The sequence below is a fragment of the Paenibacillus sp. JNUCC32 genome (assembly GCF_014863545.1).
In the GTDB taxonomy this organism is placed as follows: domain Bacteria; phylum Bacillota; class Bacilli; order Paenibacillales; family Paenibacillaceae; genus Paenibacillus_AQ; species Paenibacillus_AQ lautus_A.
Genome location: NZ_CP062260.1, coordinates 664,315 through 689,740 on the forward strand (window position 1 = coordinate 664,315; position 25,426 = coordinate 689,740).

General features: G+C 56.7%; 17 protein-coding genes. 13 read left to right on the forward strand and 4 right to left on the reverse strand.

Annotated elements, in window-relative coordinates:
- Positions 1–42: 42 nt before the first annotated feature.
- Genes dhbC through JNUCC32_RS03045 form a run of 6 tightly spaced genes read left to right on the forward strand, consistent with a single transcriptional unit; the run spans position 43 to position 12,849 of the window.
- Entirely contained in the window at positions 43–1,287 is a 1,245-nt protein-coding gene (gene dhbC, locus JNUCC32_RS03020; RefSeq protein ID WP_192571040.1) for an isochorismate synthase DhbC, read from the forward strand.
- 3 nt (positions 1,288–1,290) lie between these two features.
- Entirely contained in the window at positions 1,291–2,943 is a 1,653-nt protein-coding gene (locus JNUCC32_RS03025) for a (2,3-dihydroxybenzoyl)adenylate synthase (RefSeq protein WP_192571041.1), read from the forward strand.
- Between the two features lie 21 nt (positions 2,944–2,964).
- Complete coding sequence (locus JNUCC32_RS03030) at positions 2,965–3,948, forward strand: isochorismatase family protein (protein ID WP_192571042.1); 984 nt, start codon at positions 2,965–2,967, stop codon at positions 3,946–3,948.
- Between the two features lie 15 nt (positions 3,949–3,963).
- A complete protein-coding gene (locus JNUCC32_RS03035) occupies positions 3,964–11,193 on the forward strand; it encodes an amino acid adenylation domain-containing protein (protein ID WP_192571043.1) in 7,230 nt (2,409 codons plus the stop codon).
- Positions 11,177–11,404 carry an MbtH family protein gene (locus JNUCC32_RS03040; protein WP_192571044.1) on the forward strand — a complete coding sequence of 76 codons (228 nt, stop codon included), beginning with the start codon at positions 11,177–11,179 and terminating at the stop codon, positions 11,402–11,404. The genes JNUCC32_RS03035 and JNUCC32_RS03040 overlap by 17 nt, the downstream gene beginning before the upstream one ends.
- Complete coding sequence (locus tag JNUCC32_RS03045; RefSeq protein ID WP_192571045.1) at positions 11,401–12,849, forward strand: MDR family MFS transporter; 1,449 nt, start codon at positions 11,401–11,403, stop codon at positions 12,847–12,849. Before JNUCC32_RS03040 ends, JNUCC32_RS03045 begins: the two co-directional genes overlap by 4 nt.
- A gap of 293 nt (positions 12,850–13,142) precedes the next feature.
- On the opposite strand, the gene JNUCC32_RS03050 is transcribed toward JNUCC32_RS03045, so the two are convergent.
- Both JNUCC32_RS03050 and JNUCC32_RS03055 read right to left on the reverse strand, forming a co-directional pair.
- Positions 13,143–14,531: an RsmF rRNA methyltransferase first C-terminal domain-containing protein gene (locus JNUCC32_RS03050; RefSeq protein WP_192571046.1), complete on the reverse strand. Its 1,389-nt coding sequence runs from the start codon at positions 14,529–14,531 to the stop codon at positions 13,143–13,145.
- A 191-nt stretch (positions 14,532–14,722) separates the two neighbouring features.
- On the reverse strand, positions 14,723–15,886 hold the full coding sequence (locus tag JNUCC32_RS03055; RefSeq protein ID WP_192571047.1) for a GGDEF domain-containing protein: 1,164 nt from the start codon (positions 15,884–15,886) through the stop codon (positions 14,723–14,725).
- A gap of 108 nt (positions 15,887–15,994) precedes the next feature.
- Between JNUCC32_RS03055 and JNUCC32_RS03060 the strand changes: the two genes are divergently transcribed.
- The 3 genes from JNUCC32_RS03060 to JNUCC32_RS03070 are packed head-to-tail and all read left to right on the forward strand — an operon-like array spanning position 15,995 to position 21,657.
- Positions 15,995–17,131, forward strand: coding sequence for a glycosyltransferase family 4 protein (locus tag JNUCC32_RS03060; RefSeq protein WP_015736665.1), 1,137 nt, complete (start codon positions 15,995–15,997; stop codon positions 17,129–17,131).
- A gap of 9 nt (positions 17,132–17,140) precedes the next feature.
- On the forward strand, positions 17,141–18,448 hold the full coding sequence (locus JNUCC32_RS03065) for a metallophosphoesterase family protein (protein WP_192571048.1): 1,308 nt from the start codon (positions 17,141–17,143) through the stop codon (positions 18,446–18,448).
- Positions 18,449–18,459: 11 nt separating this feature from the next.
- Complete coding sequence (locus JNUCC32_RS03070; protein ID WP_228468866.1) at positions 18,460–21,657, forward strand: AAA family ATPase; 3,198 nt, start codon at positions 18,460–18,462, stop codon at positions 21,655–21,657.
- Between the two features lie 48 nt (positions 21,658–21,705).
- Here the strand turns inward: JNUCC32_RS03070 and JNUCC32_RS03075 are convergent, their stop codons facing one another.
- Complete coding sequence (locus JNUCC32_RS03075; RefSeq protein ID WP_192571050.1) at positions 21,706–22,752, reverse strand: YkvI family membrane protein; 1,047 nt, start codon at positions 22,750–22,752, stop codon at positions 21,706–21,708.
- Between the two features lie 252 nt (positions 22,753–23,004).
- On the opposite strand from JNUCC32_RS03075, the gene JNUCC32_RS03080 reads away from it, so the two are divergent.
- The 4 genes from JNUCC32_RS03080 (at position 23,005) to JNUCC32_RS03095 (ending at position 24,851) form a co-directional block, all read left to right on the forward strand.
- Entirely contained in the window at positions 23,005–23,574 is a 570-nt protein-coding gene (locus JNUCC32_RS03080; RefSeq protein ID WP_119851127.1) for a xanthine phosphoribosyltransferase, read from the forward strand.
- Between the two features lie 211 nt (positions 23,575–23,785).
- Positions 23,786–24,115, forward strand: a complete 330-nt coding sequence (locus JNUCC32_RS03085; RefSeq protein ID WP_009594840.1) for a hypothetical protein — start codon at positions 23,786–23,788, stop codon at positions 24,113–24,115.
- A gap of 118 nt (positions 24,116–24,233) precedes the next feature.
- Entirely contained in the window at positions 24,234–24,452 is a 219-nt protein-coding gene (locus JNUCC32_RS03090; RefSeq protein ID WP_015736661.1) for a hypothetical protein, read from the forward strand.
- Between the two features lie 69 nt (positions 24,453–24,521).
- Entirely contained in the window at positions 24,522–24,851 is a 330-nt protein-coding gene (locus tag JNUCC32_RS03095; protein WP_009594838.1) for a carboxymuconolactone decarboxylase family protein, read from the forward strand.
- Positions 24,852–24,932: 81 nt separating this feature from the next.
- Here JNUCC32_RS03095 and JNUCC32_RS03100 read toward each other — a convergent pair whose 3' ends face one another.
- The gene (locus JNUCC32_RS03100; RefSeq protein ID WP_096776026.1) at positions 24,933–25,352 is read right to left on the reverse strand and encodes a YhjD family protein; all 420 of its coding nucleotides are present in this window, start codon (positions 25,350–25,352) and stop codon (positions 24,933–24,935) included.
- Positions 25,353–25,426 lie beyond the last annotated feature (74 nt).

The window sequence follows — 25,426 nt, forward strand, 5'->3', positions numbered from 1 at the left end:
TTCAATATACTAGGTAGGCTCATAAGCAGAGAGGAGACTGAAATGTTACGCTATGATGCTCCAACCGCAGCGGAGGCTGCACAACTTATGGAACAATACCAGGTCGGTTCGTCTTTCTTCTTCTCATCCCCTCGCAAGACGCTGTTAACGCATGGAGAGTATTCAAGATTGCAGGTTTCCTCGGGTACCGGGCACAGAACGCTGCCGGAACGCGTCCGTGAATTGCTGGAATTCGCGAAGCAAGCGGGACGGCGGGATGCCGTTGTTGTTGGCGCCATACCTTTTGACATTCAAAAACCGGCCAGTCTGTTTATTCCGCTTTCGGCCCAGTGGCACGATTCCCTTCTATTCTCTGAAGGCGAGGATCCGGAAATGCCCCGAATTTCCAGTTACAAGGTGCTTTCCGTTCCGGAGTCGACGGCGTTCAAGGAAGGCGTGAACCGGCTGCTGGACCTCATTTCTCAAAAGAAACTCCATAAAGCGGTGCTTTCCCGAACGCTGGATATCACGCTTCCTCATGCCCTGTCCATTCCACAGATATTGACTCATTTAGCTTATCACCACTCCCATGGCTACACGTTTGCCGTACCGTTGGCACCCGAATTGTCCCACACTTCAAGCCCGGATGCCGTTGCATCCACCCGGACGCTGTTTGGCGCAAGCCCCGAGCTCTTAATTACGAAGAAGGGTTCGCGAATCAAAGGAAATCCATTGGCGGGCTCTGCGGCACGAAGCGCCGATCCCGCTGAAGATCAGCGGCGGGCGGCAGCCCTGCTGTCATCCGCCAAAGACCGATATGAGCATGCCATCGTAATCGATGCCGTGGCATCGGCCTTGCAGCCTTATTGCAGCAAGCTGGAGGTTCCCGCCGAACCTTCGCTCGTACAGACCCAAGCCATGTGGCATCTATCCACCGAAATCAATGGCGTCCTGAAGGAGGAATCGGTAACGTCATTGGAGCTTGCCCTGGCGATGCATCCGACGCCGGCAATCTGCGGCACGCCGACCGATGCGGCCCGGGATGCCATACAAGAGATCGAGCCGTTCGATCGCGGCTTCTACTCGGGAGCCGTCGGTTGGTCGGATGCCAACGGGGATGGCGAGTGGGCGGTGACGATTCGCTGCGCAGAAACGGAAGGAACCTTATTGCGGGTGTTCGCAGGTGCAGGAATCGTGACCGGTTCCATAGCGGAGGCGGAGCTGGCCGAGACTTCGGCCAAATTCCGCACGATTCTGGCCGCGATGGGTTTGAATGAGCAACAAACAACGATGTTGGAGGAGGAATGAGGAATGTTGGCAGGTTGTAAGGCTTGGCCGGAGGAATTTGCCGCCCGCTACCGGGAGGCAGGCTGCTGGCAGGGCGAAACCTTTGGAGAGCTCTTGCGTAAACGGGCTGCAGCGCATGGGGAACGGGTTGCGGTCGTGTGCGGCGACCGGCACATAAGCTACGCCGAGCTGGACAACCGGGTGGATCGATTGGCCGCGGGATTTCTTAAGCTCGGCATTAAGGCACAGGAGCGGGTTATCGTTCAGCTGCCGAATATCGCTTCATTTTTCGATACGATATTCGCGCTGTTCCGGATCGGAGCGCTTCCCGTCTTCGCTCTGCCCGTTCATCGCCGGAACGAAATCGTATATCTGTGCGGCTTTAGCGACGCCGCCGCGTATATCATTCCCGATATGGAAACGGGCTTCGATTATCGCGACCTGGCGGCTCAGGTTCAGGCATCGGTCCCTTCCCTCCGCCATGTCATCGTAGCCGGCGACCCGGGTCCGGGGGCGTTCGTATCCCTGGACGATTTGTACCTCGATGATTCGGAGCGCTCTTTGTACGGATCAGACGCGGAAGGCCCTGATCCCGGCGATATCGCGTTTCTCCAGCTGTCGGGCGGGACGACCGGACTGCCGAAGCTCATACCACGAACGCATGACGACTATATTTACAGCTTGCGCATGAGCGCCGAAATCTGCTCGCTGGATAAGGATAGCGTTTATTTGGCGGTACTTCCCGTCGCGCATAATTTCCCGCTCAGCTCGCCGGGCGTGCTCGGGACGCTGTATGCCGGAGGCAGGGTTGTTCTTGCCCGGTCAGCGAGTCCGGATGCGGCATTTCCGCTGATCGCTTCCGAGGGCGTCACGATAGCGGCGGTCGTTCCGCCCCTGGCCATGATTTGGCTTGAAGCGGCACCATCCCGTTCCGAAGACCTCTCCAATCTGCAGGTGCTGCAGGTAGGCGGGGCCAAATTCAGTGCGGAGGCGGCCAAACGCGTGCAAACGGTGCTGGGATGCAAGCTGCAGCAAGTGTACGGGATGGCGGAAGGCTTGGTGAACTATACCCGGCTGGATGACCCCGAAGACATAACGGTGCATACGCAGGGGCGGCCCATGTCCCCTTACGATGAAGTGAAGCTGGTCGATGAGGATGATGTCGAGGTAGCCCCCGGCGAAGTCGGGGAATTGCTGACACGGGGGCCTTATACGATTCGCGGCTACTATAAAGCGGACAAGCATAACGAAAAGGCTTTTACCACGGACGGCTTCTATCGCACGGGTGACCTTGCCAGCATGACGCCTTCAGGTTACCTGGTGATCCAAGGCCGTTCCAAGGATCAAATTAACCGAGGGGGGGACAAGGTTGCAGCCGAAGAGGTGGAGAACCATCTGCTTGCCCATCCCAGCGTGCACGATGCTGCCGTGGTCGCGATGCCGGACGAGTATCTGGGCGAGCGGACCTGCGCCTTCGTTATCGTTCATCATGGCGCGGTTAGCGGCAATGAGCTGAAGGCGTTTCTCAGGAATAGAGGGCTCGCTGCGTACAAAATCCCGGATCGGGTGGAGTTTATGGACTCCTTCCCCCACACGGGTGTCGGCAAAGTAAGCAAAAAGCAGCTGCGGGAGCTCGCGGCTCAGAATCAGGACGCACGGCTGAAACTTTCCAAATAATATCGAAATGAGGAGATATGGATGGCACTTCCTAAGATTTTACCTTATCCCATGCCAGGGGAGACCGACCTGCCCAAGAACAAGGTAGCATGGACGGCGGATCCGAACCGTGCCGTGCTGCTCATCCACGATATGCAGCAATATTTCATCGACGCGTTCACGCCTGATCAATCGCCGGTCGTGGAACTGATCGCCCATATTCAGAAGCTGCGTTCCTGCTGCGCGGAGCTTGGCATTCCCGTGATCTATTCGGCCCAGCCCGGGGGCCAGGCACCGGAGCAGCGCGGCCTGCTGCAGGATTTCTGGGGATCCGGCATCAACGACGGTCCCTACCAGAAAAAGTTCGTGGATGCGGTGGCGCCGTCGGAACGGGATATGCTGTTGACCAAATGGAGGTACAGCGCCTTCCAGAAGACCGATCTGCATGAAATCATGCGCGGGCTCGGCCGCGACCAGCTGATGATCTGCGGGATCTATGCTCACATCGGCTGTCTGTTGACCGCCGGCGAAGCTTTCATGAAAGACATACAGCCGTTCTTCATTGCGGATGCCCTTGCGGATTTCTCGTTAGAGAAGCACCGTCTGGCACTTGTTTATGCAGCGGAACGCTGCGCCGTTACGCTGACCACGGAACGACTGATCGCTTCGCTGACTCCAGCGCGTCACCCCGTCTCGGGTCGTTCCGAAGCTCGAACCGGAGAGGGAAGACCCGCAGATGCTGTGGAGGAGCTATCGCCGCTCACGCTGCAGACGCTGCGAGAGAACGTAGCGGAATTGCTGCAGGAACGGCCGTCGAGCATCGGCGAGGATGACCATTTGATTGAATACTGGGGACTGGATTCCATTCGCATCATGAGTTTGGCCGAGCGCTTCCGGCGCGAGGGCTTGGATATCAGCTTTGTGGAGTTGGCCGAGCAGCCGACACTGGCGGGCTGGTGGGGATTGCTGTCGGACAAGCAGAACGTGCGCGTGTCACCGCCCAATTATGATTACTATACGGTGTAAAAGGAGGGAATTCGTATGCTTGAGCAAAAGAGGGAGCGCTGGTCCCTGTCCGGAGCGCAGCTGGGGATATGGTATGCCCAGCAGCTGGACCCCGACAATCCGATATTCAACACGGCGGAATGCATTGAGATTCGAGGACCTGTAGATCCGGTTCTCTTCGAGAAGGCCTTGCGCCAGGTGGTGGGGGAGGCCGATGCCCTGTTTGCCCGCTTCGGCGAAGATGCGGACGGTCCTTGGCAGTCGATCGATCCGTCTCCTGACTGGCCTCTGCACGTGATGGATGTCAGCGGGAAGGTGGATCCTCATCTTGCTGCCCGAAGCTGGATGGAGCATGACCTTGCCCAAGCTATCGATCTAAGCCAAGGACCGCTGTTTACGGAGGCGCTGTTCAAGCTCGCCGCCGATCGCTACTATTGGTACCAACGCATCCATCATATCGCGATCGACGGGTTCGGCGTATCGCTTCTGCTGCAAAAAGTTTCCGAGGTCTACACGGACTTAACGGGCGGGGACACATCCGGCATAGGCCCGTTCGGCAGGTTCCGGACGATCCTGGAAGAAGATGCGTCATACCGCATGTCGCAACAGCTCGACTCGGATCGCCAATTCTGGCTGCAGCGCTTTGCCGATGAGCCGGAGGTGGTCAGCTTAGGGGGACAGGCGCAGCGTTCGGCGCGGAGCTTCCTGCGCCGTTCGGCGCAGCTCCCGGCATCTTCAATGCAACGCTTGCAGGCGGCAGCGCAAGCTGCAGGGACAAGCTGGCCGGATGCGATTGCGGCTGCTGCGGCTCTATATGTCCATCGTATAACAGGCGCCGAGGAGGTTGTGCTTGGATTGCCGGTGATGTGCCGCTTAGGCTCGTCATCCATCCGCATTCCGGGCATGGTCATGAATTTGCTCCCGCTCCGGGTGCGCGTCAGGCCCGATATGACCCTGATCGATCTGCTGCGGCAGGTCGCACGGGAGAATCGCGAAATCAAGCGGCATCAGCGCTACAGGCATCAAGACATCCGGCGTGATCTCAAGCTGCTTGCGGACAACCGCAGGTTATTCGGACCGCTCGTGAATGTGATGCCTTTTGCGGAAGAATTGAATGTTGGCGGTTTCCGAGGCAGCGTCCGCAATCTTGCGTCCGGTCCCGTGGATGATTTGACGATGAACGTGTACGGCGGATTGGGCGGGCACGGGCTGAGAATCGACATGGATGCCAATCCGCAGATTTACGGCGCAGATGAGTTAGAGTCCCATTTACAACGCTATTTGTATCTGCTGGACAGCCTTGCCGAAGCGGAGGCGAATGATCCCGTCGGGGGCTTGGACTATATTTTACCGGACGAACGCGAGAAGGTGCTCGTTCAGTGGAACGATACGACCCGCGCCTTGCCGCAGATCAGCGTGCCGCAATTATTCGAGGAGCAGGCTGCGCGTACGCCGCAGGCGGAAGCCGTCATATGCGAAGGGCTATCCGTTCGTTACGAGGACCTGAACAGACAGGCGAATCGCCTGGCCCGCTTGCTGATTGCCCGGGAAATAGGGCCTGAGCGAATCGTTGCCCTGTCGCTGCCACGGTCGGTGGATATGCTTGTTGCCATCCTCGCCGTTCATAAGGCCGGGGCGGCATACTTACCATTGGATCCGGACTATCCGGATGATCGGATCGCTTATATGCTTGCCGATGCCAACCCGGCATGCTTGATAACGACCCGGCAGCTAACTGAACATTTCGCGGCTGTCATGGAAGATAAGGACGTAATCTTGTTGGATGCCGCGGCTACCCTTCAGCGATTGGAGCAGCAGGCCTTTCATAATCCTGTCGATGCTGATCGCGTACGTCCACTGCTGCCGCTTCACCCGTCCTACGTTATTTATACTTCCGGATCAACCGGCCGACCCAAGGGGGTCATGCTCACGTTCGAAGGCCTTGCCAATCTGCTGTCGGATATGCGCGAGCGTTTGGGCATCGGGGAGCGGGACCGCTGGCTGTCGGTCACCACGATGTCATTCGATATCTCGGTCATGGAGATGCTGCTGCCCCTGGCATGCGGTTCGACGCTCGACATCGTGATGCGGGATACCATTCTCGACGCAGCGGCGCTCATACGACGAATTCGGGAGACGAGAACCACCATCATGCAGGCGACCCCGACGTTATGGCAGTCGATTGTCGCTTGCCGCCCAGGGAAATTTGAGCGGCTCAAAGTCATTACCGGGGGCGAGGCGCTGCCGGTCGGTCTTAAGCTTGCGCTTCAGGACCTGAACTGCGAAGTAAACAATCAATATGGTCCGACGGAGACAACGATTTATTCGACGGCGGCAAAACTCGATCAAGCACCAGAAAAGCCATCCATCGGAGGACCGCTGTGGAATACGAGACTGTATGTGCTCGATTCTTCGCTCTCACCGGTTCCGCCAGGCGTAACGGGCGAGCTGTACATTGCGGGCTTGGGGCTTGGCCGGGGGTACTTGGGAAGACCCGACTTGACGGCGGATCGGTTTGTCGCGGATCCTTACGGCCCCCCGGGATCCCGGATGTATCGAACTGGCGACCTTGCCCGCTGGCAGGAGAAAGGCTGGATCGATTATTTGGGACGCGCCGACCATCAGATCAAGCTGCGCGGCTTCCGGATCGAGACCGGCGAGATCGAGTCCGTGCTTGCGGCTCATCCGGCAGTGGAGCAGGCATTTGTCATGGTTCGCGAGGATCGGGTCGGAGATCGCCGGCTTGTGGCTTATATCGTTCCGTCGTCAGACTGGCCACATCCTATCGGTTTGGCAGATTTACGGAGTTATGCCGCAGAGAAACTGGCGGAGTATATGGTGCCGTCTGTCATCGCAGCCCTTGAAGCGCTGCCGCTCACGCCGAACAAGAAGGTGGATCGCAAAGCGCTTCCCGTGCCTGATGTCCGGCTGGCGGCCGGGCGTATGCCGCGAACGCCGCAAGAGGAGATGCTTTGCACGATTTTTGGCGAGGTGCTGGGCTTGCCAAGGGTTACCATCGACGATGATTTCTTCGAGCTTGGCGGTCATTCCCTGTTAGCCGGCCGGGTCATGGTCCGTATCCGGGAAGCATTCGGCGCAGAGCTAAGCATTGGCAGCCTGTTCGAAGCGTCAACGGCCGCGAGTCTCGTCAAGCGGCTCGATCATGCGCAAGCAGCCAGACAGGCCGTGCGTCCCGCGGCAAGAGGCGGGCGCTTGCCGTTGTCGTTTGCGCAGCAGCGGTTATGGTTTTTATATCGGTTGGAGGGTCCGAGCCCAACCTATAATATTCCTCTTGTGGCCCGCTTGTCGGGTGACCTCGATCTGGCATCGCTGCGTATGGCACTGAGGGATGTAGTGGCTCGGCATGAGTCGCTGCGCACGGTGTATCCTGAACACGACGGGGCTTCGTATCAGCGCATTTTGGATGCCGAGAGGGCCCGGCCGGAGCTAATGGTAACCGAGATCCGCGAAGCGGAGCTTGCGGATCGATTGGCCGATGCCGTCAGGTACCGTTTCGAGCTTGCAGCCGAAACTTCCCTTCGGGCAGAGCTGTTCAAGCTGGGCGATCGAGAGTTTGTCCTGCTGTTGCTGCTGCATCATATCGCCGGAGACGGCTGGTCGCTTACCCCGTTGACGCGGGATCTAGCGGATGCCTACGCGGCAAGGTGCCTGGGGAGCGAGCCGACATGGACTCCGTTACCGGTACAATATGCGGATTATGCCATGTGGCAGCAGAAGCTGTTTGGCCGCTCGGGCGACGAGAACAGCCTGATTGACCGCCAGCTGGAATATTGGACCGAAGCGCTTTCCGGCTTGCCGGAGCAATTGGAGCTGCCTACCGACTTTCCACGGCCCGCCGTGGCCAGCTATCAGGGCGGCAGCGTGCCGTTTTCGATATCCCGTGAGCTGCATCAGCAATTGAATGGGCTCGCGCAGAGCAACAGGGCGACTTTATTCATGGTATTTCAGTCCGCGATGGCTGCGCTGTTTACGAAGCTGGGTGCAGGTACGGACATTCCGATCGGTAGCCCCGTATCGGGTCGGAATGACGACAATCTGGATCATTTAATCGGTTTCTTCATCAATACCCTTGTGTTTCGCGTGGATACGTCGAACGACCCGACGTTCGATGAGCTGCTGCAACGGGTGCGGGAAAAGAGCTTGGCAGCCTTCGAGCATCAGGACGTGCCGTTCGAGCGGCTTGTCGAGACGCTGAATCCTCCGCGTTCCCGGGCGAGACATCCACTCTTCCAAGTGATGCTGGTGCTGCAGAACACGCCGGAAACTTCGCTTGAGCTTCCGGGAATCAGCTCGAAGCTGCAGCTGCAAAACGTGGGCACTTCGAAGTTCGACTTAACCTTCGAACTGACCGAGCGGCGGGATCAAACCGGCGAGCCGGACGGAGTGGACGGCTTCATTGAATTCAGCTCGGATTTGTTTGAGCGCGGGACGGCGGAAGCGATGGCGGAACGATACGTGCGCGTATTGGAAAGTGCTGTCGTTGAACCAAGTAAAACCATCAGCAAACTGGATATTCTAACCGTTGATGAACAGGAGGAGATTCGTCGACAATGGAGCGCGCCGCTGCCAGTCACCGAGCAGGCAACTTTGTCCGAGCGGTTTGAAGCGCAGGTCAGCCGCTCGCCTCAATCGGTCGCGATTGTCCATGACGGCCAGTCTATGAGTTATGAGGAGCTGAACGAGCGAGCCAACCGGCTTGCCCATTTCTTGATTGCCTCCGGCGTCGGTACGGAGCAGATCGTAGCTCTCGCGCTGCCGCGTTCGGTGGATATGGTCGTCTGCATTCTAGCCGTGCTTAAAGCGGGGGCCGCTTACCTGCCTCTGGATCCGGAGTATCCGGAGGATCGATTGGCTTACATGTTGGAGAATGCTTGTCCGGTATGCATCATGACGAGCGTTCACGTGATGGATCAGCTGCCGAGTTTCGGACGATGGCTGCGCGTTGTCATCGATGGACCTGAAGAGGCTATGCAATGGCAGGGTTATTCCAAGGAGAATCCAAGCGACCGTGAGCGTCTTGGACGGCTTATGCCGCAGAATGCCGCTTATATCATTTATACCTCCGGTTCCACAGGCAAACCGAAGGGCGTGCTGGTGCCGCATCAGAATGTCGTCCGGCTATTCGATTCCACCCGGCATTGGTTCCAGTTTAATGAAACCGATGTATGGACCTTGTTCCATTCGTATGCCTTCGATTTCTCGGTGTGGGAAATATGGGGGCCGCTCTTGTACGGCGGCCGGCTGGTCGTGGTTCCGCATACGGTCAGCCGTTCGCCTGAAGAGATTATAGGCTTGCTGGTCCGGGAAGGCGTGACCGTGCTGAATCAGACGCCGTCGGCGTTCTATCCTTTGATTCAGGCGGATCGGGAGCAGCCGGAGACGGGTCGGCAGTTGTCGCTAAGGTACGTTGTGTTCGGAGGCGAAGCCTTGGAGCTTGGCCGGCTTACGGATTGGTATCGGCGCCATGCCGACGATGCCCCGCGTCTGATCAACATGTACGGCATAACGGAAACAACCGTGCATGTCAGCTACATGGAGCTGAACCGAAACCTGGCGCTCCCGGGAGCCGGCAGCCTGATCGGCGAAGCGATCCCGGATCTGCGGGTGTACGTGCTCGATGACAGGCTTCAGCCCGTTCCGTATGGCGTCATCGGGGAAATGTATGTCGCCGGCGCAGGATTGGCGCGCGGGTACTGGGGACGTCCCGACCTTACCGCCGACCGGTTCGTGGCGGACCCATACGGCCCGCCGGGGACAAGAATGTACCGAACCGGCGATTTGGCGAGACGTTTTGCCGACGGCACGCTGGATTATTTGGGACGGTCCGACCATCAGGTGAAGATACGCGGCTTCCGGATCGAGCTTGGCGAAATCGAATCGGTCCTCGTGCGTCATGAGGCACTCTCGCAGGCGGCAGTCATCGTGCGTGAGGATCAGCCCGGAGACCAGCGGCTTGCGGCTTATGTCGTCGGCAATACAGGTGAATCGCCTTCGGGTACGGAGCTGCGCCGCTATGCCGCTTCGCTGCTTCCTGATTACATGGTTCCATGGGCCTTCGTCATGATGGACAAGCTGCCGCTTACGCCTAACGGAAAGCTGGATCGCAAAGCGCTGCCGGCCCCCGATATGTCGCCGGATGCGGTTGGGCGCAATCCGCGAACTCCGCAGGAGGAAGTGTTATGCGAGCTGTTTGCCGAAATCCTCGGCGCCAAGCGGGTCGGCATCGATGACAGCTTTTTCGAGCTCGGCGGTCACTCTTTATTGGCGGTCCGGCTCATCAGCCGGGTTCGCGAAGCGCTCGGCAAAGAATTGAGCATTGCAGCATTGTTCGAAGCACCGACGGTAGCGGGGCTAGTCGACAAGCTTGAGATGGGCGGCGGGAACAGCGCGCTGCAGGTCGTGCTTCCGCTTCGGTCGCATGGAGATCAAACCCCGCTGTTCTGCGTGCATCCGGCAGGAGGATTAAGCTGGTGCTACGCCGGTTTGATGAAGCATCTCGGCATGAATTATCCGATTTACGGCTTGCAGGCAAGGGGCATTGCCCATGCGGAGGAGCTGCCGGGATCGCTGGAAGAGATGACGGCAGACTACATCGGCCATATCCGCTCCCTACAGCCAGCGGGTCCATATCGGCTGCTCGGCTGGTCCTTGGGCGGCAATGTCGCTCAGTCGATTGCGGTACATCTGCAGGAAGCGGGTGAGGACATTGAATTGCTCGCCATATTGGATGCTTATCCGAGCCATTATTTGCCGATCAAGGAAAAACCCGACGAAGACGAGGCTTTGACCGCGCTGCTGGCGCTTGGAGGCTTCGACAGGGAGAGCATTGAAGCGGGGCTTGGAGACGCGCCGTTAACCATAACGGCTGCCCTTGAACTGCTGCGTAACGAGAGCAGCGCGCTCTCGTCCCTTGAGGAAGAAACGATCATGAATCTGAAGACGACCTATGAAAATTCGGTTCAACTGCTAAAGGCTTACGTTCCGAAGCGGTTTGAGGGAGATATGTTATTCTTTCACTCCACGATCATCCCGGATTGGTTTGACCCCATCGACCCGGAGATGTGGGAGCCTTACGTAGGCGGCAAAATCGAGCGGCACGATATCGAATGCCGTCATAAGGATTTATGCCAGCCGGGACCTCTGGATGAGATCGGCAAGACGATTCTAAACAAGCTTGAAGAAATGGCATCTAAAACAGAGACAACGAGGGACAGGAGGGAACTGATCTATGACCAATCCTTTTGAGCAAGCCGGCGGCAAGTTTCTTGTACTGATGAACCATGAGGGCCAATATTCGCTCTGGCCGGCGTTCGCGGCTATTCCGGCCGGCTGGAACCAGGTTCTCGGACTTAGCACGCGGGAGGAATGCGTCGCCTATATCAACGAGAACTGGGTCGATTTACGGCCGCGGAGCTTGTATGCCGATGCGGGAGCAATTCCGGAATCCGGACCATGAGCCATGGGCTGAATCCAAAAAAAGTAGTATGCATCGTCTATGTGGCCACGATGTTTGTGGTTGCCATGGACGCCACCGTGCTGAACGTGGCGCTTCAGACGATCAGCAGGGAGCTTGAAGTGCCCCCTGCGGCTTCAGGCGTGCTGAATGTCGGTTATTTGGTCAGCTTGGCCATCGTTCTGCCGATGGCGGGCTGGCTTGGCGATACACGGGGAACGAAGCGTACGTTTCTCCTGGCACTGGGCCTTTTTACTGGAGCATCCGTATTGTGCAGCTCTGCAGACAGCTTGGCTGCGTTGACGCTTTTTCGGGTGATCCAAGGCATTGGCGGCGGCTTGCTGACCCCTGTCGGCATGGCGATGCTGTTCCGCATGTTCCCGCCGCAGGAGCGCGCGAAAATCTCCCGGGCGCTCATCCTGCCTATCGCGATTGCGCCTGCAATCGGCCCGGTTGTGAGCGGGCTGCTTCTTGAATATTTGACGTGGCGGTGGATCTTCTTCGTGAGCTTGCCGATCGGCATTCCCGCTCTCGTGTTCGGATTATTCTGGCTGAAGGAGCATCGGGAGCCGGATGCCGGCAAGCTGGACGTGCCAGGCCTGCTGCTGTCCGCGCCGGGGCTTGCCCTGCTGATGTTCGCCTTGAGCCAGGGGCCGCTGCACGGGTGGGACGCCCCGCGGGTATGGGGCGCCGGCCTGGCTGGCATCCTGCTGTTGTCTGCTCTGGTGAAGGTGGAGCTAAGGGCTGCGAAACCGCTGCTGGATTTGCGGCTGCTGGGCAATCGCTTGTTCCGAACGTCGGGTATCATCGCAATGTGTGCATCTGCAGGTCTGCTGGGCATGCTCTACGTATTTCCCTTGATGTATCAGAACGCCCTGCACGTCTCCGCCTTGGATACGGGGCTGACGACGTTTCCCGAAGCCATCGGGCTGATGGTTGCCTCGCAGCTCGTACCCTGGACGTATCCAAGGATGGGCCCTAGGCGAGTGATCATCATGGGATTTGCGGTTACCGCGCTGATTTTTATTATGCTCAGCATGGTGGACGCCGGGACGAATCCGTGGTTTATACGGGCCCTGCTATTTGGCGTCGGCATTTTCCTTGGTCAAACCGTGGGATCCGTTCAGATCGCTGCCTTCGCCACCATCCCGCCTGCTTCGATGGGGCGCGCTTCCACCTGGTTTACGGTGCAGAACAGGCTTGGTCCCGCCATCGGGCTGGCTGTTCTATCAGGCATCTTGGCTGCCGTTGGAACGGAGACCGTAAACGCGGCGGGGGAGTTGGGGCCGAATCTGACGGCATATCGAGCAGCATTGCTTGGGGCCGCTGGCTTCCTGCTCATCGGTGCAGGCGCGGCGTTATGGATACGGGATGCCGATGCGGCGTCCACGATTCGCAAACCCGCTACAATACCGGCCAAGGAACAGGCGACTCCAGCCGAGAAATAACCGTGCTAAACATCCGGATGCCATAGACGAGATCCCCTTGGATTTAGTGGAAATACGCTTAGTTTTCGGCGATGGCCGGATGGCCGTAAAAGCATTTCAAGTGAAAAAGGGGCTGTACTCCTGCATGCTGGTGCAGAAGAGTACAGTCCCTTTTTACGAAATGAATCAGCAAGCACGCAATGTCTGCTAATTTGATCCATTGGCCTTATCGTAGGCTGAATGTTATTTAAAATCGTATCCGCTGTAACGACAGTCTTTCTCTGTTCGCCACTTTTTGGGGAATTAGAAAGGGGCTACTTGGGATTGCGCAGCCCCTTGGGCAGGTGATTCTTGAGCTGGCCGCCGCTGGCTTTGCCCCAGCCGAGGGGGAGTCCGTCCGTAGTCACCAAAGTCCAGCCCCGATATTCGGAAGGAATGGAGATCACCTCTCCCCGCAAATAAGCAGCCGTTTCGGCAGAATCTGAAGGCAGGTCCCAGCTTCTGGCGGCTTGGCCTGGATTCAAGGACATGGCGAGGGCGTGAGCCGGCTCGATCCGATTCTTCTTCAGGTGGGCCAGATGAAGGCCGGCGCGCGGCATCTTCAGCCCCTTCAGCTGCTTATCGTGCCAAGGGACGCTCTCGCTGACCGGCAGCCAATATAATTCTTCGCCGAACAATATCGGCGTGCCGCCGCCAAGCTCAAAGCCGGGGAGGTCCTGCTTCGCCCAGTCTTGAAAGTCGGCCAGGGCGGAAAGCGCAGGAGCCTGTTTGCCGCCCCGGTTTGATTTGGCCTGAGCCTTACCGCTGTTGGTAATGGTCTCTTGATCGTCGCTGTAAGCCTCGGCAGCCGGCGTTTTGACCAAGATGGCAACAAAATGCCCCTCGCCCCGCTCCAAATGTGGCCATAAGCGCTTCATTTGCTGCAGTTCCAAATCGGGATACTGCGAGAGAATGCGCTCGATCATCTCCTCATTTTCCGCCGTGTTGAACGTACAGGTGGAATACGCCAACGTTCCGCCTGGCTTGAGCATCCGGTAAGCCTCCTGGACAATGTCCCACTGCCGCGCAACGCACAGATCCACGTGTTCAGGCGACCATTCGGCAATTGCAGCGGCATCCTTTCGAAACATGCCTTCACCGGAGCATGGCGCATCTAGCATGATCCGGTCAAAGCAGGCAACGAAACGGCGGGATAGCTGATCCGGTGCCGCACTCGTAACGACGGTATTCGTTATTCCCATACGTTCCACGTTCTCGGCCAGAATGCGCGCCCGTTCGGGGTGGATCTCGTTGGAGACGAGCAGTCCCCGGCCCATCATTTTCGAGGCGATATGGCTTGTCTTGCCGCCGGGAGCGGCCGCAAGATCCAGGATGGTCTCCCCGGGCTGAGGATTCAGCAGTTCCACCGCGGACATTGCCGAGGGCTCCTGAATATAATATAGTCCGGCGGCATGATAAGGGTGCTTTCCTGGACGAACGCTTTCATCATAATAGTATCCGGTATCACACCAGGGCACCGGCGTCAGTTGGAAGTCCCGGATGAGTTTCTTGACGCTGTCTGCGGCATGAACCGCTTTCAGCCGGTTAAGACGCAGCCCATGGGTGCGGGGCGAATCGTAGCTGTCCCAAAAGTCACATGAGGCATCCCCAAGGATTTCGTTCATGCTGGTGACGAAACCGACAGGCAATAGTTCCTTTCCCATTCGTTAATAGCTCCTTCTTTAGAATAAGGTTCATGTTGCTGCGTTAAGGCAGTTAATCCCTGTTCAGAGCCCATTTCTTCTCTGCCTCTAAGGAATCGGTCATTAGTTTATCACGTTGCCGCAGGGGGAGTAAAGAAATGTCAGGCAAAAAAAGACCGCCCCCTTCATATCGTGGGCAGTCTGCGCCAGTGTTATCCGGCGGATTCCGTTGGTTCGGTGGATGCGGTTTTGAGGGACCGGTAATCGGACACCTTGTTTTTGCCGGTCGTCTTGGAATGATACATGGCTTTGTCCGCCTGTTTCATCAGCTCATCGCCGCGAACGCCTTTGCGCAGCACGCTGTATCCGATACTGATGGTTACGATGCTCTCGCTCGCCACTCGGGCTCGGATCTTCTCGGCGACCTGCGCGGGTTTGGCTTTGCGGTCAACGACCAAGGCGACCAATTCCTCGCCGCCATACCGGCCCGTAATCCCGATGCCTTCAAGCTCTTCCTCCATGATGGCGGCGACCTGCTTCAGCGCTTCATCGGCTCTGGCGTGTCCCTGGGTATCATTCAGCTTCTTGAAATTGTCGATGTCGCAGAAGATGGCGGATATCTTCAGCTCCTGCGCCGCGTAATGGTCCAAATGCTTCATAAAGTGCCTGCGGTTGTAAAGCCCGGTTAATCCGTCCGTAATGGCGGACCGGTAAATGGACTGCATCAGCTCCACGATGCGCCTGAACAGAATGAAGAACACGATGCTGTAAAAGAGCACAGGCAGCGCGAGCGCCAGTCCCTGAAGCGCAGGCGACAGGCTGCCGGAATAGGTATGTACCGCTTGCAGAATCGTCCAGATGACGTAAACGGCAAGCCCGAGCGCGTATTTGATCGGCTGTCCGATCCGCGGGGTTACTTGCGTGTAGGCCAGGTAGAGCGCAGCGAGCTGCAGCACGTCAAAATATATGCTTTGCCATATCCGGTCAAGGGTGTATGGAAGGAATGAGGGAAGCATGAATGGAAGCATAAGCAGTGCGGCCGACAACAAGGGAAGCCAATAATGCATGGTTTTGATTTTGCGGTACAGCATGACAACCGAGATGTTCAGCAGAACGAACGAAAAAAGCTGGATGAAACGCAGAACGTCCGACTCCGGTGAGAAAACAGGTTTTCCCGTCCATGCCGAATGGATGTTCAGGCCCTCGTATGTCATAATGAAGAAGAAAGCTGCCGCCATATATATGTAAGCATTCTTGCGTTGCTTGCTGTACATAAAGAGACACATGATCAGCATCATGAGAGCGATATAAGCTCCGCACACGGCAAATATGGTGGGTAGTGGAGAAGTGGACCAGTAGTTCAATTCATAGGACAAATCGATTCACTCCTGAATAGGGATAGGTTTCCTTTGCATGAAACATATGTTCTAATATATCATATCGAAAAAGAATCTGAAAAGAGATTTAGAGAAAGGGGGATCCCCATGAAACTTCTTCAGGCATTATTCTTCCCTCCTGAACAGCCGGGCGGCGTCTCGTCCATGATTCCATATTTGCAGGAGCGCTTTCATTCCTCCCGTTGGGAGATGGAAATGTTCTGGCTGCCTAAGCGGATCCGCAACAAAGGCCAGGAGGATCCGATATTCCACACGTTTGATTGGAGAGAGTTCGAAGGGAGCCCGATCGTGGCCAAATACCTTCAAACCTACCGGGATTATCTGTGGTGGACCCGTCTGCGCATTCAAAAGCCTTATGATCTTATCCATAGTCATCATCCGATCGCAGGCATGTCGATGAAAGCCGTATTTCCCGAGGTGCCGCTCATCCAAACCGTGCACTCCAGTTACGAGCGCGAGCTGATCCTCAACGGAAGAATCAAGGAGGGAGGGCTGGAACACCGGTTCCTGGTGTCTTTGTACAAGGAGCTGGAGCATATCAGCGACCGGCTGCTGACCGTGTCGAACTCCTTCAAGGCGTATATGTCTCCCTACGTGAACACGCCCGAATCGATCGGCGTCATCCATAACGGATTCGATGATAAGAGATTCAAGCCCGTTCCCCATGAAAATGCGGTGCCTCAGCTGATTACGGTATGCCGTTTGGTGCCTGCAAAAGGATTGGATATTCTGCTCCAGGCCTGCGCGGAACTAAAACGGAAGGGATATGATTACGTCCTTCATATTATCGGCGACGGACCTTCCCGCCAGGAGCTCGAGGAGATGGCCAAAACGCTGGGCATCTACCAGGAGACGATTTTTTACGGCTATACGCTGCATCCGGAGGAGTTCATGCCGTTCTTTGACATCTTTGTCCTGCCTTCGAGAGCAGAGGCGTTCGGATCGGTGTTCGCGGAAGCGGCGCTCAGCTGTCTCGCCTTGGTAGGGACCGACGTCGGCGGCATCGCCGAGCAGATTGAGGACGGGGTCAACGGTTTGCTTGTACCGCCTGAAGATCCGATGGCGCTCAGCGTGGCGCTCGAGAAGGTCATCAGCGATCCGCTCTATCGTTACGAGCTGGCCCGGACCGCTTCGGATAAGGCAAAGAACCAATACTCCTTGTCCAGATCCGTGAACGAACTGAAAAAAATGTATTTGAAATTTCAACCCCAGATAGAGAGTTAGGGATCGGTTATGGCTTCTTTTCGATTTATTCACGCTGCGGATTTGCATCTGGACAGTCCGTTTATCGGAATCAGCGGACTCGATGACGATCTGCGGTCTTTCGTTCAGGAATCGACCTTCCGTGCGCTGGAGCGGCTTGTGGAGCTCGCCATCGGGGAGCAGGTTGATTTTATCGTCATCAGCGGAGACGTCTACGACAGCTCCAACATTTCGCTGCGGGCCCAGCTTCGCTTCCTGGATTCCCTCAACCGCTTGGGGCGGGAAGGGATCGCGGTTTATGTGATCCACGGCAATCATGATCCGCTCGACAGCACGAAGCTGTCCATGACGCTTCCCTCCCATGTCCATGTGTTTGGAGCGGAGCCTGCAGCCGTAACGGCTGTTCGCCGTTCGGACCAACAAGAAGTGGCGGTCATCGCCGGCATGTCGTATCCGACCTCGAAGGTCACGGATAATATTGCGATCCGTTATCCCGCTCCATCACCGGGGCTCTATCATATCGGGCTTCTCCATGCGAACGTGGACGGAGATCCCCAGCACGAAACCTATGCTCCCTGTACGAAAAGGGAGCTGGTTCAGGCCGGATTCCACTACTGGGCGCTCGGGCATATCCACTCCCGCCGCACCCTGCAGGAATCTCCTTATATCGTGTACCCGGGCAATATCCAGGGACGCCATGTCCGGGAGACGGGCCCGAAGGGGTGTTACGTCGTCGATGTGGACGGCAGCTTCAACACGAAGCTCAGCTTCCATGAGCTCGATTCGATGCGATGGAACGTCGTTGAAGCGCCTATCGATGCTTGCCGGGACGTCGACGACTGGCGACGCTCCCTGGAGTCCATCCTCACCGATACAGCCAGAGCCAACGCGGATCGGTTAAGCATGATCCGCGTTCGGGTTACGGGACGAAGTCCGGTTCACCGTCAGCTAGAGGGCGGATACGTGCTGGACGAGCTGCTGACCGATCTGCGGAGAAGAGAGGCCGCAAAGGGCAAGACATGCGGCTATCGGGGCTGCGTCTGGATCGAGAGCTTCTCGCTTCAATCCGGGGATGCGATCGATACGGAGAGGCTGTTGGCGGAAGACAGCTTTACGGGGGACTTGCTTCGCCTTGTCCGGAAGGAGCAGGAACGAATTCATGATCCGGACGGGGTTGTTGCCAAGGGTTTGGAGCCTCTTATGGAACATGCGGAGATCCGCTCGTTGCTTGACGAGACGAGCCCGGAGGAAATGCTGGACTGGGTTCGCAGGGCGGAGGAGCTGACTTTAGGGTTATTGCTGCGCGACCGTTCGCGGGAGGAAGGTGCCGGAAGATGAGGCTGGAACGGATGAACATACAAGGATTCGGAGCCGTCCGGGACATGAGCATTTCCATCGATGCCCCCGTAACCGTGCTGTATGGGCCGAATGAAGCGGGGAAGAGCACGGTCCTGCATTTTATCAGCGCCATGCTCTACGGGTTTCCGGGCAAGGGCTCGCCGGCGGAACGCGGAGAGCCCTCCGGGGAAGGCGTTCACGGAGGCGAGCTGCGTTTTCTTGATAAGGAGGGGATACCTTGGGTGGTCCGGCGCTATAACCGGTCCAGGGAAGGGAATGCCGCCTCCGGCAAGGGCGAACGTGTACATATTCATAAACAAGCGGATAATGGGGTCGTGATCGAGCTCGGGCAGCAGGAGCTGGAACAATACGCTTTGGGCGGCGTGTCCAGGGACATGTTTCGCCAGCTGTTTGCCATCTCTTTAAGCGAACTGCAGGAAATCCGCGGTCTGCACTCCGCCGAGATGAGCGGCTACCTGTTCCATGCCGGGATCGGCGGCGGAGCCAACATCCTGGAGGCCGAACGCAAGCTGTCCCAAGAGATGGACAAGCTGTATAAGCCTCGCGGGAAGGTACAGCAGACAGCCAAGCTGCTGCAGTCCATCGAGGATTTAAGAACCCGGGTTGCAGACAGCCGGGCTTACGTATCCCGCTATAACGAGGTCGTAAGCTCCATTCTGGAAATAGAGCGCCGTTTAAACTTGCTGGAGCAGGAACGTGCCAGGACCGGCGAGGATTTATCGCTGCTTCGCAAAGCGCTGGACATCCGTCCGGCTTGGCTGGAATGGCAAGAGGCCGGGGTTGAATTGAAGGATCTGATGGACAGCAGCCATTTCCCCCCGGATGGAATGCCCCGTTATGAGAAGATACTGGAGGAAGAGCGGGTCCTTCATGCCCAGTCCATCCGCGTAGAGCAGGCGATCGAGGATGCGGAGGATAAACTGGGGGCTCTGCCCGTGAACGATTTCTTGGAACAATACGGCGAGCGGATTGAGGAGCTGTGGGCAAAACGAAGTCTACATGAAGCCGGGAACCGCGAGCTTGCCGAGCTTACGGCCGAATATAAAGCTCAGGAAAACCGGCTGGAGCAGCTGCTCCGGGATATCGATCCGGCATGGACCCGGCAAGAGCTGCTGTCGTTGCCGGTGTCCGCCTCAGACCGTGAGGAGGTACGGCGGATCGGTGCTGCCTTTGCCGGGTACGATCGCCGGATGGAGGCGCTGTTCATTGAACAGCGCGGGGCCCAGCGCTCGGCGGCTGCAGCCGAATCGACGCTGCGGGAAGCAAGGCGCCAGCTGCGCGAGGAGTCGGAGCGGGGCCAGGAGGCCTTTGCGATGATTAAGCCTGCTGCGCCGCAGGAGACGGCTGCGCTGTGGAATCAGCTGCAGCTGGAAATCGAGCGTTGGCGCGAGCGCAGACTGTCCGGTGCCGAGCCCGTGCCTGTTTCGACACGCCGGCCGGGGAGAGGACGACTCCCCCGGATGTATGCGGGGCTGCTATCGGGCATGGCGGTCATGACGCTGCTGCTTGCAGCCGTGTTGTTATGGACGGGAGCCGCGGAAGCCGCCGTGGTCTCGGGCATCGTGATGCTGCTTGGTATGGGATATATATACTGGAGCGCTCAACGCGGGCGCGAGATTCAGGAAGAAGCTTCGGAAGGCACTTCCATGCTGGACGGTCAGGGAACGGAACATGTGGACCATCTATACTCCAGTCTGGTCTCAGCTCCCTATGCCGCGGCAACAGGGAGCACGATTCCGGGCAGCCGAAGGGATCGAAACGCTGTTTTGACTCGTGACCCCCTCATGGTGGAGGCGAGAATGCGCGAGCTTCGGTCCGTGATGGAGGGTTGGCAAGCCTGGCGGCAGCGGCTCGATCGATTGACGTCTGATTGTGCGGCGGCTGAGGAGAAGTCTGCCCTGCAGGCGGCTGAATTAAAAACGATCCATAGCGCCATCGAGCAGGAAGAGAAGCGGTATTTGGAGCTGGAACGGCAGTGGGAGTCCTGGCTGATGTCCCGGTCACTCCCGCAGAGTCTGTCGCCTGATGTGATGCTGGATGTATTCGTGAAGGTTGAGCAGGGACAGGAGCTGATCCGCCAGCAAAAATCGATTGGTCTGAAGATGGATGTCCTGTTAAGAGAGGCCGAGGATTATATCGTCCAATGCCATGAGATCATTGCGGCGGATCCCGAAGCCGACCCTGACGGCAACCGAAATCCGGGCGTTGCTGAGCTTAGCGGCATCCATTCCCGTTGGAAGGCGTACCAAGAGGATTCAAGGCAGCGTAAAGTCCTATCCGAGCGCATCCAGGAGCTGCGCAAAGAGGCGGCTGCGATGGAAGAGGAGCGGGAAGGGCTGCAGCAGCGCAAAGCGGCATTACTCGCCACGTCCCGATCGGCGGACGAGGAAACCTTTCTTCGCATGGGAGCCGCCGCCAAGCGCAGGGAGGAGCTTGTCCGCACGATCCGCCATCATGAAATTACCATGTTCAGCGGATGGGACGAAACGGGCCGCAGGCGGCTGGTGCAGCTGCTTGAGCTCACCGACGCTGCCGAGCTCGAAGCTCAGTGCGTCGAGAAGGAGGAGGCCGCATCGGCCGCGCACAGCCTAAGGGACGAGCTGCAGGAACGGCGCGGGCGGCTGCTTCAGGAGAGGGAGTCGCTGGAATCGGCGGGCAATCAGGATTCCGCCCTGCAGCAGCTGGAGGAGCAACGATCCGCTCTGCGGGAAATCGTGTCCCAATATGCGGTGCGTTCGATGGCCTCCGAGTTTATCAAACGCACGAGGCGTTTGTATGAGGAAGAGAAGCAGCCGCAGGTGCTGCAGCTGGCTTCCCGGTTCTTCTCGATGCTGACCGGCGGTGCGTATAGCCGGGTTGTGATGCGCTTGGGAGACCAGAGCCTGCTGGCTGAGCGCCCGACGGGTGAGCTGGTGGAGAGCAGCCGATTGAGCCGGGGAACGGCGGAGCAGCTATATTTGGCCATGCGGCTCGGGTTGATCCAATCGATGCCGCATGCGGCGGGCCTGCCGCTGCTGCTTGATGATCTGTTCGTTAATTTTGACGGTGATCGGCTGCGGCATGCGCTCGGGGCTATCCTGGAGCTGTCCCGTAACCGGCAGGTTGTCATGATGACGTGTCATCGACATGTCGCCGAGCAGACGATGGAACTCATGCCGGATGCACGGCTCATCCCGATGCAGCCATAAGATTGGGCTCCCCAAAGGCAGGCGTTACGCACCTTTGGGAGAGCCCTTTTATTTACCCCTGATTTCAGGTGTTCCGAATAAAGTCAGCCGGAGCACCCAGAGCAGGCACAATCCCCCGAACATCGGATAGAGCAGAGAAAGCAGGGAGCTGAAGCCGAACTGGCTGAAGAAATAACAGAACACCATGATGCTAAGGGTGATCACTCTCGGGGAGAGCGAGGTTCGCTGCTGAACCTGCAGGGTGATGCCGTAAATATTGGCAACGAAGGTGCTGAAAATTTCTAGGAAGATGAGGATGAGATAGATGATCTGTACAAACCAGCCCAGCTGGTTGGCGATGCTGCCCATCGGAATCTCGTATTGGCTAATGCCGGGCATATGGGCGGACATCGCAAAATGCGCCGCCATCAGCATAAACCCTACGCCCGTCCCTCCAATGATGCCTCCCCAGGTTACGGTTCGCACGCTTTCGGTCTGGCTGCCGAGCGGGACCAGCACCGGCATCGCCATCACCAGGTTAAAGGCGGTGTAGAGCAGCGGCGCAAGCCAAACCGAAGGCAGGCTGTGGTCGGTGGTCAAGGTTAAAAAACGGGTAGCGCCCGGGGACTGAAGCGTTTGAGAGATCACCGCGACCGATAAGGTCAGCATCATGGGTACGACGAGACTGTTCATCGTCATGATGGACTGGATGCCTTTTCTGAGAATAAAATAAGTCCCGATCATCGTGACAAACAATCCGGTTTGATAACTCAAATTCAGATGCTCCACAAACACGGAACCGGCACCGGCAAGCATGATGCTGTTCACCCCGAGCAGAATGACAAACATGAAGAGGCTGATCCAGACGCCGGCTTTCTCGCCAAACAGGAATTTGTTCAAATCCTCAAAGGATTTGGCTCCGATCCGCCTCGATATCGTCATGATTTTCGTGCCGAGCCAGATGAATAATCCCGTCGTAAGCACAATGGTCAGTGTAGCCCAGTGGCCGTACTGGGTAAAGAATTGAAGGATTTCTCGGCCGGTAGCAAAGCCAGCGCCAACGACGGTTCCGATATATGTAAAGGCGATCTGTAAAACACGTATAAAATTACGCAAGCCTCGCGTCCCCCTTGAAAGTTAATCGTCTGCATAGTACAAGGTATGCTTGGCTGAGCCGGGACATGACTTCTACCTGTCCAAGGCCTTCGACTGGAGGGGATTTGGACGCATAGCGCCAAGCAAGCGGAAAGCTATGTCAGGAATTATGACGGGAACTAGCAAGTTAAATGACGGAGCATCCGTTTGTACTTGCCGTACAGGGAGGAATATGTTACTTTTACGACAAAGGAATCATGGGAGGTCTTTGGGATGGATTGGTTAAAGGAGCGGATTGTTAAAGAAGGCGTCGTGTTGTCGGATCAGGTGCTGAAGCTGGATGCCCTGCTGACGCATCAGGTTGATCCGGCATTGATTATGGACATGGGCCGGGAATTTGCGGCGAGATTTAAAGAGAGCGGCGTGACCAAGGTCGTTACGCTGGAATCCTCCGGCATATCGGTTGCCTTTGCCGCAGCGCTTGAATTGGGAGTCCCCATGGTATTCGCCCGGCGCAAAAAAACGCTGCTCGCCGATCCAGACGCCTTGTGCGAGCGGGTGCCGTCTTTCACCAAAGGCATTGTCACGGATATCATGGTGTCGCGCCAGTTTATCGGCGAGGGCGATAAAGTGCTCTTCATCGATGACATTATTGCAAACGGAGACGCCGCGAGAGGGCTGATCAAAATCATTGATCGGGCCGGGGCGGAATTAATCGGGCTTGGCGTTGTGATCGAAAAGAGTTTCCAAGCCGGGGCGAGAACGCTGCGCGAACAGCATGTTCACGTGGAATCGCTTGTCACCATATCGTCGCTTGAGGGTGGGAAGATTTCGTTCAGCTAAAACTTAAGGTCTCCTTAGGCTTGTCTTGGACCGATTGTCACGGGCCGGGTCTTAGGTCATGAACGGTTGTACCCTAGTCTAAACGAAGAGAAAAAATGGTAATTTGAAGTGAATGATAATGGGATTTCCGCCTAAAATCTCAACTAAATCTTTTCGCCTCCGTGATTTTCGCTTATAATAAAGAGGTAGGCAAGAGAGAGGAGGCAGCAACATGGGGAAACAACCTGTAACCGAGCCGTTTTTGATTGAGAAGCTGAATGAAGCGAAGGTACATTTTGAACGTGCTTTGGATTGTAAACATACGGAGTTTGATGATCTATATCCCTATATGATTGAACATCCTCAGTTCTTCTGGTACAAACGCTATGTTGCCTGGTCAGAACTGCTGACGATTGCCGGATTGTGCGAGGAGGTTTCCTTCGAATGGAAGGAACAGTTTACGCCTCAGCAGGTCGAATATATCGAGAAGCGCGTCATGTCTTCCACCGTGCTGGATTATTGGTACGAGAAGAATGACAGCATCGAGCCGGCTCAGCGTTAATGGGTATATAGAACATCTCTTAATCGGGATGTTTGTCGATATCGCAACGCATTCAAAAGACCTAAATGATTTCATTTAGGTCTTTTTTTGCACAGTAAGTGATGAAGGAGGCATGGCGATGATCAGCGATGAAAGACTCGATGAGCTGCGGATCTCCGGCGAACTGGTCCGGGTTGTGCGGGATGGGCTGGAGACCAATGATATTATAGGGTTCGTCGTAGCCTGGGACCCGGAGCAGGTTATCATCCGCCGCAGAAACCGGCGGGTCGTTAAACTGGATCGGCGCTACAGCTACCAGCTCAAAAAAGAGCCAAGAGTCAGCCCGGTCGAAGAATAAGCATAGATCTCGAATTCGTCGGACAACTTAACCTCGGAACTATTTTTTCGGGAAGAGGTGCTTTTGGTTATGGAAATGTCCAATGACAAGGTCTCGGCATACAAGAATGAAATTCAGAATTTGAAGCAGAGCATGCCGGACATGGCAGAAGCGTATCATCAGTTCACCGGCGTTTGCTTTCAGGATGGCGAGCTGGATGCGAGAACGAAGCAGCTGATCGCGCTTGGGATCGGATTGTTTGCCAACAATGAGCTGTGTACCTTCTACCATATGGAGGAAGCCCGTGCCAAGGGAGCCTCGGATGCTCAGATCATGGAGGCCGTAGCCGTGGCGTCTGCCGCCAGCGCGGGACATGCTCTCTCGCAGGGACTGACCCGCGTGCAGCATAACCTTCATTGATCTGTGATAGAAAATAACCGCCCCCCACAGCGCTTGTACAGCCGGGGAGGCGGTTATTCTTTCGTTTAAGGAACGGCGATGTTAGCGCGCGAAAGCAGCGGCAGGAGGATGGGCTTGCTCGGAGGAATCGCTCTCAGGCGGAACCAGTCCGAGATACGCTCGCATGCGATCCATCATCTCCTCACGGAAGGATGGCCATAGAATGTTCATCGACCCAATGTACCCCCGGCAAGCATATCGTGCCTGAATCCCGTCCTTGCTTTGCCCGATGTCATATACCTTGATCGCCCGCTTGGTGAATTCCTGCTTCACCTCGCGAAGAAGCACTGCAGCACGTTTGGCGCCGTTTCCTACAACCTCTACGTACAATTGAGGGGTTTTGAATACCCCGCTCTCCTGAATGATCCGGCAATCCCGTTCAAACACTTTATGAATGAACATCAGCAGCAGGTAACTCTTGATCAACGCCCGTTCTTCCGTTGTAACAGCCTGAATGGCCATCAACATCACCGCCTTTATATAGAAAATGGATATTGAATGAGAACTTATGTTCTTATTTTAACCGAAAACAAGGT

Excerpts from the sequence above, each read along its gene's own strand:
- JNUCC32_RS03035 (WP_192571043.1), top strand. The coding sequence starts at position 3,964 with ATGCTTGAGCAAAAGAGGGAGCGCTGGTCCCTGTCCGGAGCGCAGCTG.
- JNUCC32_RS03080 (WP_119851127.1), top strand. The coding sequence starts at position 23,005 with ATGGATTGGTTAAAGGAGCGGATTGTTAAAGAAGGCGTCGTGTTGTCG.
- dhbC (WP_192571040.1), top strand. The coding sequence starts at position 43 with ATGTTACGCTATGATGCTCCAACCGCAGCGGAGGCTGCACAACTTATG.
- JNUCC32_RS03060 (WP_015736665.1), top strand. The coding sequence starts at position 15,995 with ATGAAACTTCTTCAGGCATTATTCTTCCCTCCTGAACAGCCGGGCGGC.
- JNUCC32_RS03050 (WP_192571046.1), bottom strand. The coding sequence starts at position 14,531 with ATGGGAAAGGAACTATTGCCTGTCGGTTTCGTCACCAGCATGAACGAA.
- JNUCC32_RS03095 (WP_009594838.1), top strand. The coding sequence starts at position 24,522 with ATGGAAATGTCCAATGACAAGGTCTCGGCATACAAGAATGAAATTCAG.
- JNUCC32_RS03030 (WP_192571042.1), top strand. The coding sequence starts at position 2,965 with ATGGCACTTCCTAAGATTTTACCTTATCCCATGCCAGGGGAGACCGAC.
- JNUCC32_RS03100 (WP_096776026.1), bottom strand. The coding sequence starts at position 25,352 with ATGGCCATTCAGGCTGTTACAACGGAAGAACGGGCGTTGATCAAGAGT.
- JNUCC32_RS03040 (WP_192571044.1), top strand. The coding sequence starts at position 11,177 with ATGACCAATCCTTTTGAGCAAGCCGGCGGCAAGTTTCTTGTACTGATG.
- JNUCC32_RS03025 (WP_192571041.1), top strand. The coding sequence starts at position 1,291 with ATGTTGGCAGGTTGTAAGGCTTGGCCGGAGGAATTTGCCGCCCGCTAC.
- JNUCC32_RS03090 (WP_015736661.1), top strand. The coding sequence starts at position 24,234 with ATGATCAGCGATGAAAGACTCGATGAGCTGCGGATCTCCGGCGAACTG.
- JNUCC32_RS03045 (WP_192571045.1), top strand. The coding sequence starts at position 11,401 with ATGAGCCATGGGCTGAATCCAAAAAAAGTAGTATGCATCGTCTATGTG.
- JNUCC32_RS03065 (WP_192571048.1), top strand. The coding sequence starts at position 17,141 with ATGGCTTCTTTTCGATTTATTCACGCTGCGGATTTGCATCTGGACAGT.
- JNUCC32_RS03085 (WP_009594840.1), top strand. The coding sequence starts at position 23,786 with ATGGGGAAACAACCTGTAACCGAGCCGTTTTTGATTGAGAAGCTGAAT.
- JNUCC32_RS03070 (WP_228468866.1), top strand. The coding sequence starts at position 18,460 with ATGAACATACAAGGATTCGGAGCCGTCCGGGACATGAGCATTTCCATC.